This window comes from Ferrithrix thermotolerans DSM 19514, assembly GCF_900128965.1.
Lineage (GTDB): Bacteria > Actinomycetota > Acidimicrobiia > Acidimicrobiales > Acidimicrobiaceae > Ferrithrix > Ferrithrix thermotolerans.
In genome coordinates this window covers 97,419-112,378 of record NZ_FQUL01000003.1, presented here as the reverse complement: position 1 = coordinate 112,378, position 14,960 = coordinate 97,419, and the positions used below count along the sequence as shown (strand labels likewise).

14 protein-coding genes and 1 pseudogene are annotated in these 14,960 nt (G+C 51.1%); 6 read left to right on the top strand and 9 right to left on the bottom strand.

Annotated features, from left to right (window positions below):
- Positions 1-66 precede the first annotated feature (66 nt).
- From sdhA to BUA24_RS02110, 5 genes are read left to right on the top strand one after another with little or no spacing between them, the layout of a single operon-like run.
- The gene (gene sdhA / locus BUA24_RS02130; RefSeq protein WP_072788266.1) at positions 67-1,824 is read left to right on the top strand and encodes a succinate dehydrogenase flavoprotein subunit; all 1,758 of its coding nucleotides are present in this window, start codon (positions 67-69) and stop codon (positions 1,822-1,824) included.
- Positions 1,824-2,570 carry a succinate dehydrogenase iron-sulfur subunit gene (locus BUA24_RS02125; RefSeq protein WP_072788264.1) on the top strand — a complete coding sequence of 249 codons (747 nt, stop codon included), beginning with the start codon at positions 1,824-1,826 and terminating at the stop codon, positions 2,568-2,570. The genes sdhA and BUA24_RS02125 overlap by 1 nt, the downstream gene beginning before the upstream one ends.
- 3 nt (positions 2,571-2,573) lie before the next feature.
- Positions 2,574-2,957, top strand: coding sequence for a hypothetical protein (locus BUA24_RS02120; protein WP_072788262.1), 384 nt, complete (start codon positions 2,574-2,576; stop codon positions 2,955-2,957).
- Entirely contained in the window at positions 2,954-3,715 is a 762-nt protein-coding gene (locus tag BUA24_RS02115; protein ID WP_072788261.1) for a DUF2510 domain-containing protein, read from the top strand. The genes BUA24_RS02120 and BUA24_RS02115 overlap by 4 nt, the downstream gene beginning before the upstream one ends.
- 47 nt (positions 3,716-3,762) lie before the next feature.
- Complete coding sequence (locus BUA24_RS02110; protein ID WP_072788259.1) at positions 3,763-4,014, top strand: hypothetical protein; 252 nt, start codon at positions 3,763-3,765, stop codon at positions 4,012-4,014.
- A gap of 546 nt (positions 4,015-4,560) precedes the next feature.
- On the opposite strand, the gene BUA24_RS02105 is transcribed toward BUA24_RS02110, so the two are convergent.
- The 6 genes and pseudogenes from BUA24_RS02105 to purN form a co-directional block, all read right to left on the bottom strand.
- Positions 4,561-5,541, bottom strand: a complete 981-nt coding sequence (locus tag BUA24_RS02105; protein WP_072788257.1) for a malate dehydrogenase — start codon at positions 5,539-5,541, stop codon at positions 4,561-4,563.
- Between the two features lie 33 nt (positions 5,542-5,574).
- Positions 5,575-6,777, bottom strand: coding sequence for an NADP-dependent isocitrate dehydrogenase (icd, locus tag BUA24_RS02100; protein WP_072788325.1), 1,203 nt, complete (start codon positions 6,775-6,777; stop codon positions 5,575-5,577).
- 147 nt (positions 6,778-6,924) lie between these two features.
- A pseudogene (locus BUA24_RS02095) lies at positions 6,925-7,698 on the bottom strand (methylenetetrahydrofolate reductase); the annotation flags it as partial.
- A 106-nt stretch (positions 7,699-7,804) separates the two neighbouring features.
- Positions 7,805-8,662 (bottom strand): bifunctional 5,10-methylenetetrahydrofolate dehydrogenase/5,10-methenyltetrahydrofolate cyclohydrolase, encoded by an 858-nt coding sequence (locus BUA24_RS02090; protein WP_072788255.1) that lies wholly within the window; start codon positions 8,660-8,662, stop codon positions 7,805-7,807.
- A 61-nt stretch (positions 8,663-8,723) separates the two neighbouring features.
- Positions 8,724-10,217 carry a bifunctional phosphoribosylaminoimidazolecarboxamide formyltransferase/IMP cyclohydrolase gene (gene purH / locus BUA24_RS02085; RefSeq protein WP_072788254.1) on the bottom strand — a complete coding sequence of 498 codons (1,494 nt, stop codon included), beginning with the start codon at positions 10,215-10,217 and terminating at the stop codon, positions 8,724-8,726.
- Positions 10,214-10,846 (bottom strand): phosphoribosylglycinamide formyltransferase, encoded by a 633-nt coding sequence (gene purN, locus BUA24_RS02080; protein WP_084660101.1) that lies wholly within the window; start codon positions 10,844-10,846, stop codon positions 10,214-10,216. The genes purH and purN overlap by 4 nt, the downstream gene beginning before the upstream one ends.
- An 83-nt stretch (positions 10,847-10,929) precedes the next feature.
- On the opposite strand from purN, the gene BUA24_RS02075 reads away from it, so the two are divergent.
- Positions 10,930-11,667, top strand: coding sequence for an NUDIX hydrolase (locus BUA24_RS02075; RefSeq protein ID WP_143146334.1), 738 nt, complete (start codon positions 10,930-10,932; stop codon positions 11,665-11,667).
- A gap of 723 nt (positions 11,668-12,390) precedes the next feature.
- Here the strand turns inward: BUA24_RS02075 and sucD are convergent.
- The 3 genes from sucD to BUA24_RS02055 all read right to left on the bottom strand — a co-directional run bounded on the left by sucD (position 12,391) and on the right by BUA24_RS02055 (position 14,910).
- Entirely contained in the window at positions 12,391-13,275 is an 885-nt protein-coding gene (sucD, locus tag BUA24_RS02065; RefSeq protein ID WP_072788247.1) for a succinate--CoA ligase subunit alpha, read from the bottom strand.
- 2 nt (positions 13,276-13,277) lie between these two features.
- Positions 13,278-14,423, bottom strand: a complete 1,146-nt coding sequence (gene sucC / locus BUA24_RS02060) for an ADP-forming succinate--CoA ligase subunit beta (RefSeq protein WP_072788245.1) — start codon at positions 14,421-14,423, stop codon at positions 13,278-13,280.
- Between the two features lie 67 nt (positions 14,424-14,490).
- Positions 14,491-14,910, bottom strand: a complete 420-nt coding sequence (locus BUA24_RS02055; protein ID WP_072788243.1) for a cobalamin B12-binding domain-containing protein — start codon at positions 14,908-14,910, stop codon at positions 14,491-14,493.
- Between the last annotated feature and the right edge of the window lie 50 nt (positions 14,911-14,960).

Genomic DNA, 14,960 nt, shown 5'->3' with positions numbered 1-14,960 from the left:
ATAGTACGAAGATCGTAATAAGATAGGTAATGTTCGATATGGACACCGACAAGAAAGTGACTTACATTGAGCCTTAATGTCCATTTTCATAGCTACGATGCCGTCATAGTAGGGGCTGGAGGAGCTGGTCTTAGAGCCGCTATCGAGGTATCAGGCAAGTGTAGAACCGCAGTTCTCACCAAGCTATATCCGACGCGTTCACACACCGGAGCTGCACAGGGCGGGATGTGCGCTGCGCTTGCGAACGTAGAAGAAGACTATTGGGAGTGGCACGCCTTTGACACCGTCAAGGGTTCCGACTACCTTGGAGATCAACCCGCTATCGACATCATGTGTCAAGAGGCTATTGATGCAGTAATCGACCTTGAGCACTTTGGACTTGCGTTCTCTCGTACTCCACAGGGCAAGATCGACCAGAGACGGTTCGGTGGACACACCAGGAACCACGGCGAAGCACCGGTTAGGAGATCATGTTACGCCGCCGACCGTACCGGGCACATGATCTTGCAGACCTTATACCAACAGTGCGTTGCAAGAGACGTGAACTTTTTCAACGAATTCCAAGTCTTTGACGTAATATTTGAGGGCGAAGGTACAGAGCGGCGTTGCGCTGGGGTTGTGGCCTATGAACTTGCAACCGGCGATCTTCACGTATTTGCGTCCAAGGGTGTACTCTTTGCAACTGGCGGATTTGGAAAGATGTTTCGCATCTCTTCAAACGCCCACACCCTAACGGGAGATGGCCCAGGTGTGCTGTTTCAAAACGGTCTTCCCATGGAAGACCTTGAGTTCTACCAGTTTCACCCCACGGGAATCTACGGTCTTGGGATCTTGCTTACCGAGGGCGCTCGAGGTGAGGGAGGAATTCTCCGCAACGGACTCGGAGAGCGCTTTATGGAGCGAGTAGCGCCAACAGTTAAGGATTTAGCTCCAAGAGACATGGTATCACGAGCCATCCATGCTGAGATTAAGGAGGGGCGAGGAGCCGGTCCAGATAAGGACTACGTCTACCTGGATCTGACCCACCTGCCTCCTGAACAGATAGACGCAAAACTGCCGGACATAACTGGTTTCGTACGGACCTACCTCGGAATAGAGCCGAAGAAAGACCCCATTCCAATACAGCCCACCGCCCACTACGCCATGGGGGGAATTCCGACCAACGTAAACGCTGAGGTTGTGATTGACACCAACAACACGGTCATGCCTGGTCTTTACGCCGCCGGTGAGTGCGCCTGTGTCTCTGTACACGGAGCGAACCGCCTCGGAACGAACTCCCTGTTGGATATCGTCGTATTTGGACGTCGAGGCGGCAGAGCCATGGCAGAGTATGTAAGTTCAGTTGGACATCCCGATGTAACCAAGGCGGCAGCGGACAAGGTGCGTGATCACATTGAAAGGTTAAAGTCCTCCAAGGGCGGAGAGAAGGTCGCAGAGTTGAGGACTGCCTTACAAGAGACTATGACAAGAAATGCGTCAGTGGTAAGGACCGAAGAATCCCTCAAGGAGGCAAAGGCTACTATCGACGATCTAAGAAAGCGCTACGAGAGCATATCGATCGATGACAAGGGCTCCGTCTTCAACAGCGACTTGACCGAAGCTCTTGAGCTCTCTCATCTCCTCGATCTTGCTAATGGTCTTGTAGTAGGGGCGATGGCTAGACAAGAAAGTCGCGGTGCGCACTGGAGGGACGACTTCCCTGTAAGAGATGACGTTAAATGGATGAAGCACACCTTCGCACACCAAGACGCTGAAGGGAACGTGACGCTCGACTACAAAGATGTTGTCGGCGGAAAGTATCAACCCATGGAGAGGAAGTATTGATGACAACGACGATAGCGAAGACCGGGTCAGTTGACGCAATGGAGCTGCTAACGGTTCACCTTCGCATAAAGCGTTACAACCCTGAAGTTGACACCAAACCTCACTGGGAAGAGTTCGAGGTGCAGCAGAAAGCATCGGACACCGTCTTAAACGCGCTGCACAACATAAAGTGGACAGTCGACGGCACTCTCTCCTTTAGAAGAAGTTGTGCGCACGGTGTATGCGGTTCGGACGCAATGGTAATCAACGGCGAGAACAAACTTTCATGCGTCAATCTAATCTCCGATGTCGGTACCGATCTGGTCATCGAGCCTATTCGAGGACTTCCGGTTATCAAAGACCTAATCGTTGATATGGAGCCCTTCTTCGCTCAGTACAGATCGGTTATCCCCTATCTCATCGCCGAGGATGATCCTGGGTACAAAGAAAGGTATCAGTCCCAAGAGGATCGAGCGCGATATGACGACACCACCAAGTGCATTTTGTGTGCATGTTGCACGACCTCCTGCCCCGTCTACTGGGCCAACGGGGAGTATGTCGGTCCGGCTGCGATCGTAAACGCACACCGGTTCATCTTTGACTCTCGAGATCAAGGAACCGAACGCAGACTGGATATACTAAATCAGAAGTCCGGAGTATGGAGGTGCAGGACCTCTTTCAACTGCACGGAAGCATGCCCGAGGGGAATTAAGGTAACACAAGCGATCGAAGAGGTGAAAAGAGCGATCTTGTATGACAGGGTGTAACAGATGACTAACTCAGCCCTAAGCTCTCTGATCCAAAGACTCAACTCTAGCTCCTTAGCTAACGGGCAAAGGCATCTCGCCGATGAGGATCCAGCCTTCAGACTACAGGTCTCTGTCAAAGAGGGCGATCTCAGTCCAGGCTGGATCGTGGAGATCAAAGACGGACTAGCTACCTATCTGACCCAAGAACAGGTGTCGTATGACTCTATCGACATCGAGATAACAGTAGGTTCCTCTGCAGAGGCGCTCTCTATAGTTCAAGGAGAAATAGATCTCGAAACGGTGTTATCTTGCGGATCTGTAAAGTTCAACGGTGACTTCACGGCTCTTTCACGAAAGGCCAGCTCCCTAACTCCTTCTGATGCGTCAGACGAGGAAGAGTTATGAGGTTACGTCGCAGATCAGATCGCTCTAGGTTGCCTTCATCCCCTGGATGGTATAGCGATGGATCAGGGTCACTAAGGTACTACAGTAGACTTGGGTGGACCGAACGCACCAGACCCATACCCCAGTACGTTGACCTTCCCGGCTTCTCCAATCTGCCGCCCTATCGAATAAAGTCCCGACCAAAGACGAAAGCCCACCTCCGCAAAGGGTTGTCTATTACTATCGTACTCATATTGGCTGCTAGTGCCTTATCGCAGATGACAGCCTTTTGGAGTTCCTCAACGCAGTCCAACAAGTTTGTACCGCTTATCACCGATCAAAACTTTACTCAGGCCGCCACAACTATCTGCTCGAAGACGCTACCCCCACAGCCCTCAATCGCTCTGACCGGAGCCCAGTACTCAGTCAACACCAGCTCCTTCACGTACCTATCCTCACCCTTCCAAGGACTATCACCTAAGGTCCTAAGACAAGCCGTACAACACGACGACGAGCTATATAGGCAGTTGAAGATTGCTACAAAACAGTTCGAATCCCTACCCCCATACCCTGGTTCTCAAAGTGCTGTATCATCTTGGATATCTGCATGGACCGATGCTCTTAGATCTCTCGCACTCTACAACAACGCTCTTCGTCATCGTTCTGCCTCTACTCGCTCAGACTACAAAACTGCCTCTGCGAACTTAGAGTGGATCAACGTATTTGCCAAGGCAAACACTCTCAATAGTTGCGCCGTTTTCTCGACAGAGCTCTTCTAAAGATGTATAGTTGGGGAGTCGGAACTTCACCGAAATGGGGGCAAAGTATGAGCAATGCCGGTGTAATTGATGACCACATCCTTGAACACTACAGAGGGCTCCTAGACGCTGAAGACTCAGCGTTCAACGCAGTCGAGCACGCCTACGAAGAAGGTGACCGAGAGCAGTTTCAAGCGGATCTTAAACTTTGGAGAAGCTGCATCGAGGCTAAGTTGCAGTATCTGGAGAAGTGTGGGTTTGCGCTCCTGGGACCCGAGTGGAAAGAGTGTCTCCGAAGTAGATCGTCGATCTCGCTGTAGCTTGACAAATGTTCATAGCTAAACTTCCAACTCTATGGTCCCTCTCTCCCGAGGTCTGCCTAGTCTTGGGTCAGTGTTCTTGTCGCACAGGACAATATCGTAGCTCTCATCTATCTACCTAGTAGTCCAACTTTGCAACGATATCTCAAGTAGACACGCCTTTAGTCGACAAAAAAGTTTCGTTGTCTGCGGAGTCGGTATTAGCACGAACAAACAAGTCTCAACCTCTGACTCTACTTAGACAGCTCAGACGTCTCGCTAACGAACACCCATCCATCGACGCAAATAACTGTTAATCAAGCTAATAAAACAGTCAGACCAATGCGGACCGGTTAACACGGATAACTCTTCACTTCAAAAAGACCTTGCATCCAACCATGACAGGTGAAATTCCAACTCTCGCGTAAGGCAAGATATGTCTTTACAGTCGAATCTGTCGATGGAATCTGATTCGCTAACTTCATATCATCCCGCGTGGACACTAGTTCGAATTGACCCACTAGGTGTGTCTTGGTGGCTTCTAGAACTTAATGCGCTAGCTTGACCCTAGCTAATCAGTTCTACAACCTCAGATCGCTCCCCCGTAAGTTCCTCCGTCGTCTTTGCGATGGCCTGCCTCGCAAAGTCATCGTGAGACAGCCCTTCGACCACCCTCACCGAGTTACCGTCTGAAACAACAGGGAATCCAAACTGCAGTCCTTCGGGTACTCCATACTCGCCCTTCGAGCACACCGCAAGGGAGACCCAATCACCATCTTTTGTGGGTGTAAATATGGAACGCACCGAGTCAACGATCGCGTTAGCCGCCGAGGCTGCAGAAGAAGAGCCCCTAGCGTCTATTATCGCAGCTCCTCTTTTTTGCACGGTTGATATAAACTCACCTTCAAGCCAAGCTCTGTCTCCTATTACCTTTTCGGCTGGCTCTCCACCGATGCGAGCGTTTTCAAAGTCTGGGAACTGCGTTGAGGAGTGGTTTCCCCAGATAGCCATGTTAGAGACGTTGTCCACAGCGACCCCTGACTTCTTGGCAAGCTGAGTCATCGCTCGATTTTGATCCAAACGGGTCATCGCAAAAAAGCGGTCCTCAGGGACACCGTCAGCGTTTTTACGAGCAATAAGGGCATTTGTATTGCACGGATTACCCACAACAAAGACCCTCACGTCAGAAGCTGCATACCTCGCAATAGCTTCTCCTTGTGGCTTGAAGATCCCCCCGTTCACAGACAGAAGATCCCTACGCTCCATCCCAGCCTTTCTCGGTACAGACCCGATAAGAAGCGCCCAATTTATCCCATCGAAGCCTGTCTTTAGGTCAGAGCTGAGTTCCATCGACTCAAGTAGGGGGAACGCACAGTCATCGAGCTCCATCGCCACCCCCTCAAGCGCCTTCATAGCTGGCTCGATCTCTATGAGATTAAGAGTCACCTTAGTGTCTAAGCCGAAAAGCTCACCAGACGCAATACGAAACAGTAACGAATATGCTATCTGACCTGCGGCACCTGTAACCGCCACCTTCACCTTTTTCATATCGCCCACTATCTCCAACTCCCTTCTAGCGACCTAGAGCCGATCGACTATCGCCGAGGCGAACTCGGAACACTTCACTTCTGTAGCACCGTCCATCAGGCGGGCAAAGTCGTAGGTTACGATCTTGTCCGCAATAGTTTTTTCTAGTGCCGCAACGATATCGTTGGCAACATCGAACCAGCCGAGATGCTCAAACATCATTACTCCCGAGAGAATAACGGAACCTGGGTTCACCTTGTCTAGGCCAGCGTACTTGGGTGCCGTTCCGTGCGTGGCTTCGAATACTCCGTGACCGGTTACGTAGTTAATGTTTCCTCCCGGAGCGATGCCAATCCCTCCGACCTGAGCTGCAAGGGCATCTGAGAGATAGTCACCGTTTAGGTTCATCGTAGCGATAACGTCAAACTCCTCTGCACGTGTGAGAACCTGCTGCAACGTTATGTCTGCAATCGCATCTTTGACAAGGACTTTATCCCCCGGCTTACCCCCACAGTCATCCCAAGATACAGCCTTGTCATTGAACTCCTCTTTTACCAAGTCGTATCCCCATCCCCTAAACGCTCCTTCCGTGAACTTTTGAATGTTTCCCTTATGCACAAGGGTGACGGAGCGCCGACCTCTTGAGATCGCATAGTTCAAGGCCGCACGAATGAGGCGTTTTGACCCAGTCTCTGATATCGGCTTTACACCTATCCCGGCGTCATCTCGAATCTGCCAGCCGAAACTCTCAAGTAAAAACTCCCGGAGTTTGGCAGCCTCCTTGGTAAAGGCCTCTACTTCCATCCCCGCATAGACGTCTTCAGTGTTCTCCCGAAAGATCACCATGTCCACCTTCTCGGGGTGTTTGACAGGAGAAGGAACTCCCTTGAAGTACCGAACGGGTCTCAGGCATACATATAGATCTAGAATCTGCCGCAGCGCTACGTTAAGCGACCTTATTCCACCACCTACAGGAGTAGTTAGAGGTCCTTTGATGCCGATCAGGTACTCTCGGAAAGCCTCGACCGTCTCGTTTGGTAGCCACTCACCTGTCTCATTGAAGGCCTTCTCTCCTGCTAGCACTTCTTTCCACTGCACCTTGTGCCCGTACTTCGCACAAGCCGCATCAAAGACCAGCCTTGAAGCCGGCCATATGTCAACCCCGGTGCCGTCTCCTTCAATGAAGGGAATGATAGGGTTTTCGGGCACAAATAGCGACCCGTCAGGGTTAGTCGAAATTTTCTCTGGCATAGACATCATCCTAGCCACCACATACCTTCTCGTCTAATCGAAACCCTTAAGCTGAGGTATGCCACCCCGTTGCGCAGTTCCTTTGCGAAAACCTTGGTTCGTCCAGCTCAACCACCCAAAGGCTGTATCCAACTAAGCGCCCAAGATAGGCTCTTAGTCTCGTTGGAGATAAGGCTTCACTGCGTCGTAGATCTCCCTAGTTGCCTCCGCTGAGTTCATGGAGTATATGTGCACTCCGGGAGCACCTGCCTCTATAGCAGAGATGCAGAGCTGGATCGCGATATCGACCCCGACTTTCCTTATCTCCTTTGGATCACCTCCAACGCTATCGAAAAGATCTACAACGTACGATGGTATCGTCGTCCCTGAAAGCTGTGCCATTCTCTGCAGTGTCGACCACGAGGTTGGTGCCATGATCCCTGGAACTATTGGTCGGTCGACACCGAGAGTAGACATCTGGTCTCGCACTCGTTCGTACGCTTCATGGGTAAAGTAGAACTGAGTCACCCCAAAGTCAGCGAGCTCTAACTTTCGCTTGAGATGGATCCGGTCAGTTTTTAGATCTTTTGACGCCGGATGACCCTCGGGGTGAACAGCGACCGCCACACCAAAGTCCGCCAACTCCTTTGCAAGCTCCACGAGCTGGTAAGCGTAGTCAAGCTCTCCCTTTGGTAAGAACCCATCTCCCTCAAGCGGCGGGTCGCCTCTGAGAGCCAGAACGTCATTAACGTTTGCCGCCTTATACTTCAAAAGGATCGTCTTAAGCTCGCCTTCGGAGTGCGCAGCACAGGTCAGATGAGCCATAGGAATCGTCCATCCCTGCTCCGCTATCTCTACGACCAAGGAGTGAGTTCGGTCTCTCGTAGATCCGCCCGCTCCATAGGTTATAGAGACAAAGTCTGGACTTATCTTGCGAAGTTCGTCGAGGGCAACCTCGAGTCTTTTTTACGCCGTTTCGCTTCGCGGCGGCCAAAGCTCCACAGAGAAGGTCGGCTTGGAGTCTTTTACTCTTTGAACTAGAGCTGAGGCCACATCACACCGCCTTACGCTCTGCCGCCAAAACGGTATTTTCCACCAACATCGCTCTGGTCATCGGTCCTACGCCGCCGATTCGGGGAGTGACAAAGGACGCCACCTCCGCAACACCGTCCTCGAGGTCCGAGAGGAGCCTCCTACCATCAAACGACGTTCCAGCACCAACAACAACGGCTCCGATCTTTACAAACTCACTTCTTATAATTCCTGGTACACCGGCCGCCGACACTATAACATCAGCTTCGCACAGGATCTCCCCAATGTCTTTGACTCTGGAGTGCACAACCGTCACTGCAGCGTTACATCCGGGCAGAGAGGAGGAGAGGAGCAACGCAAGAGGTCTACCAACGGTAAGGCCCCTGCCCACGATAACCACTCTTCGACCTTCGACAGCGATATCGTATCTCTGGAGAAGTTTCAATATTCCCGCTGGCGTACACGGCAAAATTCCAGGCTTCGACATAACAAGCTTGCCCAGATTGACAGGGTGAAGACCGTCGGCATCTTTAGCTGGAAGTACCTTATCTAAAACCTCCTCCTCAATATCCGGATCAGGTAACGGTAACTGAACTATGAAGGCACTTACATCAGGCGAATCATTAAACTCCTCTACCGCTTCCAGGATCTCACTGAGACTCGCACCCTTAGACAGATGTCGATGGAAGGATGTTACACCAACCTCGCTGCAGTCCTTATGTTTCATTGCCACGTAGTTGGCACTCGGACCATCGTCTCCAACAAGTATGGTTCCAAGCCCAACTGGGATACCCCGACCCTTTAGGAGCTCAACCTTCTCCCTGGCCTTGACTTTCATCTCATTGGCTAAGGATTGACCGTCTAGAAGCTTCGCTGGCAAATCGACCTTCCTTATAAGTAGTGGCTATATCTCTCTAAGATACACACTAGAAAGGTTATAGTTAGTGCCTAAAGTGACGGTTGGCTGCAAAGATAAACGATATTCCAAGCTCTTCTGCCCTTGCAGCAATATCCTGATCTCTAATTGACCCCGATGGGGCTATCACAACACTAACGCCAGCCGAAGCCAAGGTCTCTAGTCCATCGGGAAATGGGAAAAAGGCGTCAGAAGCTGCTACAGCTCCCTTGGCTGCCTCGCCAGCTCTAGCCACCGCTAATCGGGCAGAATCCACCCTGTTTTGTTGTCCACATCCAATCCCTACAGCCGCTTTATCGTTCACTACAACGATTGCGTTTGAGGAGGTTGCTGCACATACCTTCCAAGCGAGGTCGAGATTTTCTATCTCGTTGTCAAGGAGTTGACGGCTGGTTACACTTATCAGACGCTCAACCGACTCCACCGAGTCGATCTCCTGAACAAGCAAAGACCCTCCGACACTTCTAAAGGACCAACGTCTCTTCCTTGGGCGATCCAGAGCGACTACCCTCGTATTTTTACGCTTAGAAGATAAAACCTCCAAGGCCGCTTCGCTATAACTCGGAGCTATCAGCACATCGGCCTTAGGCCTAGATAAAATGGCTTCAGCCAGATCTGCATCTACCTCGCCCTTGAACGCCACCACGCCGCCAAAGGCAGAGATCGGATCGCAGTCGAACGCCTTCTCATACGCCTCAACCAGAGAGTTTGCTACGGCCACACCGCATGGATTGGCGTGTTTCACAATCACTACGGCGTTGTCTCCGTCGACTGAATTTACAAGTGTCCACGCAGCATCCGAGTCAAAGATGTTGAGGTAGGACGGCTCTGGACCTAAAATCCACTTAGGGTCTTTCCAGACGGAGTCTCCTTCATCCTGATAGAGGTACCCTCGCTGGTGGGGATTTTCCCCGTACTTTAGCTCCTTTTGGAAGGAGAAGTTGAAGTCAGACGCCAGTGGTCTATCGTCTGCGTTTTCCTGCAACCATGAAGCCACGAGGTAGTCGTATCGGGACGTGTGGTCAAAAACCTTATGCGCTAGATATTTCCGGGTTCTAAAGGAAACAGCACGATCTCTACCTAGCTCCTCCAGAACCGCTGGGTAGTCCGAAGGATCGACTACCGCTGCGACATAGGCAAAGTTTTTCGCTGCAGCCCGCAACATCGCCGGACCGCCTATGTCAATAAGCTCTACAGATGGATTGGAAGAGAAGGGATAGAGATTACATACAACTATATCTATAGGGTCAACACCTAGGAAGGAAAGGTCTTTCAAATGCGACTCTTTGGAACGATCAGCTAAGATGGCACCGTGGACCTTAGGATGAAGTGTCTTTACTCTACCGTCCAATAGTTCTGCAAATCCGGTCAGATCCTCAACTTTTTGATGTTGAACACCGTTTTTCTCTAACTCGCTAGCGGTTCCACCGCTAGCAACGATCTCGACACCAAGTGTCTGTAAAGCTTGCGCAAAGTCCAGTAATCCGGTCTTGTCATACACCGAAATCAAAGCCCTCAAATCCGCTCCTCTTTCTCCAACAGATCCGCGTCGAACCAGAAGTCCTCAGCTTTCACCTCCGCATTCCTAAATCTCTTTAGGAAAGAGGTGTAGGACTCGATGACTCGAGGATAGACGGACCTTTCAACCGACTTAATTCTTTCATGAAGCTTTGCTTCATCGTCTCCTTGAAGTACTGGCACTGCGAACTGCGCAAGTATCGGACCTTCGTCCACCACCTCTGTGGCCACATGAACCGTGCACCCTGTTACCTTCACGCCGTACTCTAAGGCTGCTCGAACCGCATGCCACCCGGGAAACGAGGGGAGCAGCGATGGGTGGGTGTTTAGCACTTTTGCCTCGTAGTCAACGTAGAGAGATCCAGAGAGAATCGTTCCAAAACCAGCCATCGCCACTATGTCGACCCCCAGATCCCTTAGCGTCTCGACCAGTCCATCGGTGTATCCTTTGCGGTCAAAATCACTACCAAAGTCCTCTCGTATGTGACGAACCACCTTTACCCCGGCCTCTTGCGCCACATCTGCCGCCCTACAAGGTCTGTCGATTACGACAGCCTCGACGTTCTGACAGTACTTTAGAATGGATTCCAGAACTGTTCCCGAGCCAGAAGCAAGGACCGCTAAATTCACAACAACAGGATACTTGAATAGGAACCAAAGCAAGCAAGTTTCGTGACTTAGAACCTATAGGTAAAGAACAGAGGACCTTGATCGTGGCGCAAGATAAACGGTACTGGTCTGATAGCAGCGAAGGTCTGTTTCCTCAGAGATTACCGCAACCTTACAGAAAGTCAGAGATCGCTGAGCCGACGCTACTTAGCACACTTGAAACCTTGAAGAGATCTCTCCATAAAACTTTGGACTTTGACGCCCTGACTAATGACATCATAAAGCGACTCCACAACGATCAAGAGAGGGTACAAAGTTGCTCAAAGCAGGTGCCAAACGCAGCGGTTATGGTGCCGATAATAAGGGACGAGGCAGTTACTGAAGTGGGAGATCTTCGAACTCTGCTAACCAAGCGAAGCGCCAACCTCAGTCGCCACAGAAACGAAATATCTTTCCCTGGTGGAAAAGTCGAACGAGAAGAAACGGTATCCGAGGCTGCCAAACGAGAATGCAAAGAAGAGATCGGAGTAATACCACAGATAACACTAGGTGAGATGCAGCCTAGCGTTACGGTAAGAGGTACGGTTTTTGCCGCAGTAGTAGGGGTATTAGACGATTTGAGGGGGCTACGACCCTCTCCATCTGAGGTGGAAAGGATATTGATCCCCTCAATAAGGCAGCTAACGGATAGCAACCGTTATCACTGCGAACTCTGGTACTTCTCGAAGCACAACGCAAGGACCATGCACTTCTTTGAGCTGGAAGGAGAACTGGTATGGGGAGCAACCGCCTATGTCTTGGCAAACTTTTTACAACTCCTATCCAGTGTTTTACCTGGGTAAAGATTTAGATCTCTCTCACACAGCCATAACAACCGTCCCAACCTAACCTTATGGCTTTGGCGGTCTGTTTGCGAGACACTGTCCAATTTCATTTCTTCCTCTAAGGGGCCGTCGGAGAAGACCTAAAACACCCATGCTTCTAAGCCAATGGCCACTTCCTCATCCCGTGGAATAGTTAGGTGGCGGCTCACATCTGAAAGTCGATACACACTATGCAATTCATCTCAACGATACGCAGACCTGACGAGAATAAATGGATCCATGAACAAGATAGCTGTGCCCCCAGCCGCATTTACATCAAAGAGGCGTCAGAGGACAGACTAGATCTTGGGGGATACAAGGTGTCACTTATCCTCTGCAAGTTACACCTCAACACCATAACCCTAGATAGCAAAGCACATCACACCTGCGACAGATCTGCTCCTATGGGTCTGAAAGCGAGAACTTCTAAGGTTCTCCAAGAAGTTAGGATCCAAAATAGCCTTTCATGCCAACACTGAAGGCTAGGGCTAGCTACGCTTCGGTCTTTCTGCCAATAAATCAATACACCCAAGACTCTCAGACTCCAAAAAGTCGATTCAGTCCAATCCTTACTCCTTCAAGCAAGGTTGGAGATCGCATAAGTAAAGGGGATGGGACCCGAACTAAATAGACAAAGCGACTCTTGAGGTCATCCAGCAGTAGAAACCTCCGCTCAAGTGATCTTTGCAGAGCACCTTGCGGTCACATAGAGTGGATGAGGTCCACCATAAGCTCCCCCGCCTCGGTGGGATTCTGAGCGACGGTTACACCGGCGTCTCTTAGGGCCTCCATCTTGGCCTTCGCACTACCTTGGGAACCAGAGATAATTGCACCAGCATGACCCATCTTCCTACCCGGAGGGGCGGTTACACCGGCTATGTACGAGACGACAGGTTTTGTCATGTTGTCCCTGATAAATTCGGCTGCCTTCTCCTCCTCGGAGCCGCCGATCTCACCGATCATCAGTATCGCCTTAGTTTCAGGATCAGCCTCAAATGCAGCGAGGCAGTCTATAAAATTGGTTCCTGGAACCGGATCCCCTCCAATTCCAACACAGGTGGTCTGCCCAACACCTTTTTGTGAGAGTTCATAGAGGGCTTGGTAGGTCAAGGTTCCAGATCTCGATACGATGCCAACTGGACCACCTGGCATAGCTATGTCCCCAGAGGTGATTCCTATATTACATCTGCCTGGCGAGATTATTCCAGGGCAGTTAGGACCGAGAACTCGGGTACCGCCGAAATCCCTCTTTATGATGTTGTAGAACATAGCCTCATCTCGCGCAGGAATAAACTCAGTGATGCAGACTATAAAGGTTATGCCCGCTGCAGCTGCTTCTAAAACCGCTGCCGAGGCAAATCGTGGGGGAACTGCTACAAACGAAGCGGTCGCACCCGTCGCCACAACGGCTTCTTCGACGGTGTCAAAAACTGGAATTCCCTCTACATCAAAGCCACCCTTGCCTGGGGTAACGCCTGCCACCACCTTGGTGCCGTAGTCGCGGTTTCGCAGGCCGTGGAATTTACCCTGAGACCCCGTAAGCCCTTGAACTATAACCTTGGTATTTTCATCGACAAAGATCGCCACTTCTATTCCTTCCCTGCCAGTTCAACAGCTCTCCTGGCTGCTCCGATCATGGTTGCCTCCACCACGACCTTCTCAGATTTAAAGTCTTCCAGGATCTTTCTCCCTTCCTGAGCGTTGGTTCCGTCTAAGCGAACCACCAGAGGTGACTTAATATCGACCCTACTTAGCGCATCTACGATACCTTTTGCCACCTGATCACATCTCGTGATACCACCGAAGACATTGATCAGCACCGACCGCACGTTCTCATCGGTGTTGATGACCTCCAAAGCCGCAGCCATAACGTCCGCCCCAGCACCACCTCCCAGGTCAAGAAAGTTAGCGGCCTTGCCTCCTACCTGATTGACCACATCCAAAGTGGACATAGCTAGCCCAGCGCCGTTGGCTATGATACCGACAGAGCCTTCTAATCCGATGTAGTTCAGGTGCTTCTCCTTTGCCAGTTTTTCTCTACCGTCGAGTTCTTGTGTTGCTCTAAACTCATCCCATTCCGGATGTCTAAAGGCTGCGTTATCGTCTAAGGTCACCTTGGCATCTAGAGCGTGCACCTTGCCTGATGTTGTAAGAATCAGAGGATTAATCTCGACCAAGTCTGCGTCGCCTTCAACGTAGGCGCGATAGAGCTTGAGTAGAACGTCAACCACCCCGGCCTGGGCCGCCTCATCGATAGCGGCCTCGACCACTATCTTTTTCGCTTCAGCCTCTTTCAGGCCGTCGATTGGATTTACATGAAGACGTTTGATGGCGTCGGGGTTGGATGCCGCTACCTCTTCTATCTCGACTCCACCTTGTGAGGAGACCATGATAAGGTGATCCTTTGCACCACGGTCCAAGGTAACTGAGACGTAGTATTCTTTAGCTATGTCGGAGGCGTGTTCGATCCAGACTCGTCTGACCAGATGACCCTTAATATCCATCCCCAAGATAGCAGACGCAGCTTCTCGGGCCTCATCTTCGGTACCCACAAGGCGTATTCCGCCGGCCTTTCCACGTCCACCAACTTGTACTTGAGCCTTCACTACCGCCGGGAATCCAACACGCCGGGCGATCGAGACCGCCTCCTCCACGTTCTCTGTTACATCGCCTTCAGAGGTGGGGATGCCGTATGCGGAGAAAAACTTCTTTCCCTGATACTCAAATAGATCCAACTTTCTCCTTCTTTCTCAACCTACCCCGGCTAGCACTCAGACGAAACTGGATGCACCGGGGACTAATTTACTTAGATCTCGATCTGATCTCTCTTTGATCCAGCTCCTGCTCGAGCCAAGCAGCGATGTTGGGCAGAGGGGATCCCGGTGTAAACACCTCACTTACACCCGCTTCCTTCAGTGCGGGGATATCCTTTTCGGGGATTATGCCACCAACCACGACTAGGACATCACCAAGCCCCTCTTCTCTCAGTGACTCTGTAATTTTGGGCACGAGCGTTAGGTGTGCACCCGAAAGCAGAGAGAGCCCAAGAGCGTCAGCATCTTCTTGAATAACAGCCTGAACGATCTGCTCCGGCATCTGATGCAGACCCGTATAGATCACCTCGAAACCTGCGTCCCTGAGCGATCTGGCTACCACCTTTGCACCACGGTCATGGCCGTCGAGTCCAGGCTTGGCCACAACTACACGATAAGGACGTTCCACAAGCGCAAATACTAGTCACCTATTTGGAGTTACGCAACCAGGAGCGGTCC

Coding starts and splice junctions, on each gene's coding strand:
- BUA24_RS02125 (WP_072788264.1), top strand. CDS start 1,824: ATGACAACGACGATAGCGAAGACCGGGTCAGTTGACGCAATGGAGCTG.
- BUA24_RS02120 (WP_072788262.1), top strand. CDS start 2,574: ATGACTAACTCAGCCCTAAGCTCTCTGATCCAAAGACTCAACTCTAGC.
- BUA24_RS02115 (WP_072788261.1), top strand. CDS start 2,954: ATGAGGTTACGTCGCAGATCAGATCGCTCTAGGTTGCCTTCATCCCCT.
- BUA24_RS02110 (WP_072788259.1), top strand. CDS start 3,763: ATGAGCAATGCCGGTGTAATTGATGACCACATCCTTGAACACTACAGA.
- BUA24_RS02105 (WP_072788257.1), bottom strand. CDS start 5,541: ATGAAAAAGGTGAAGGTGGCGGTTACAGGTGCCGCAGGTCAGATAGCA.
- icd (WP_072788325.1), bottom strand. CDS start 6,777: ATGTCTATGCCAGAGAAAATTTCGACTAACCCTGACGGGTCGCTATTT.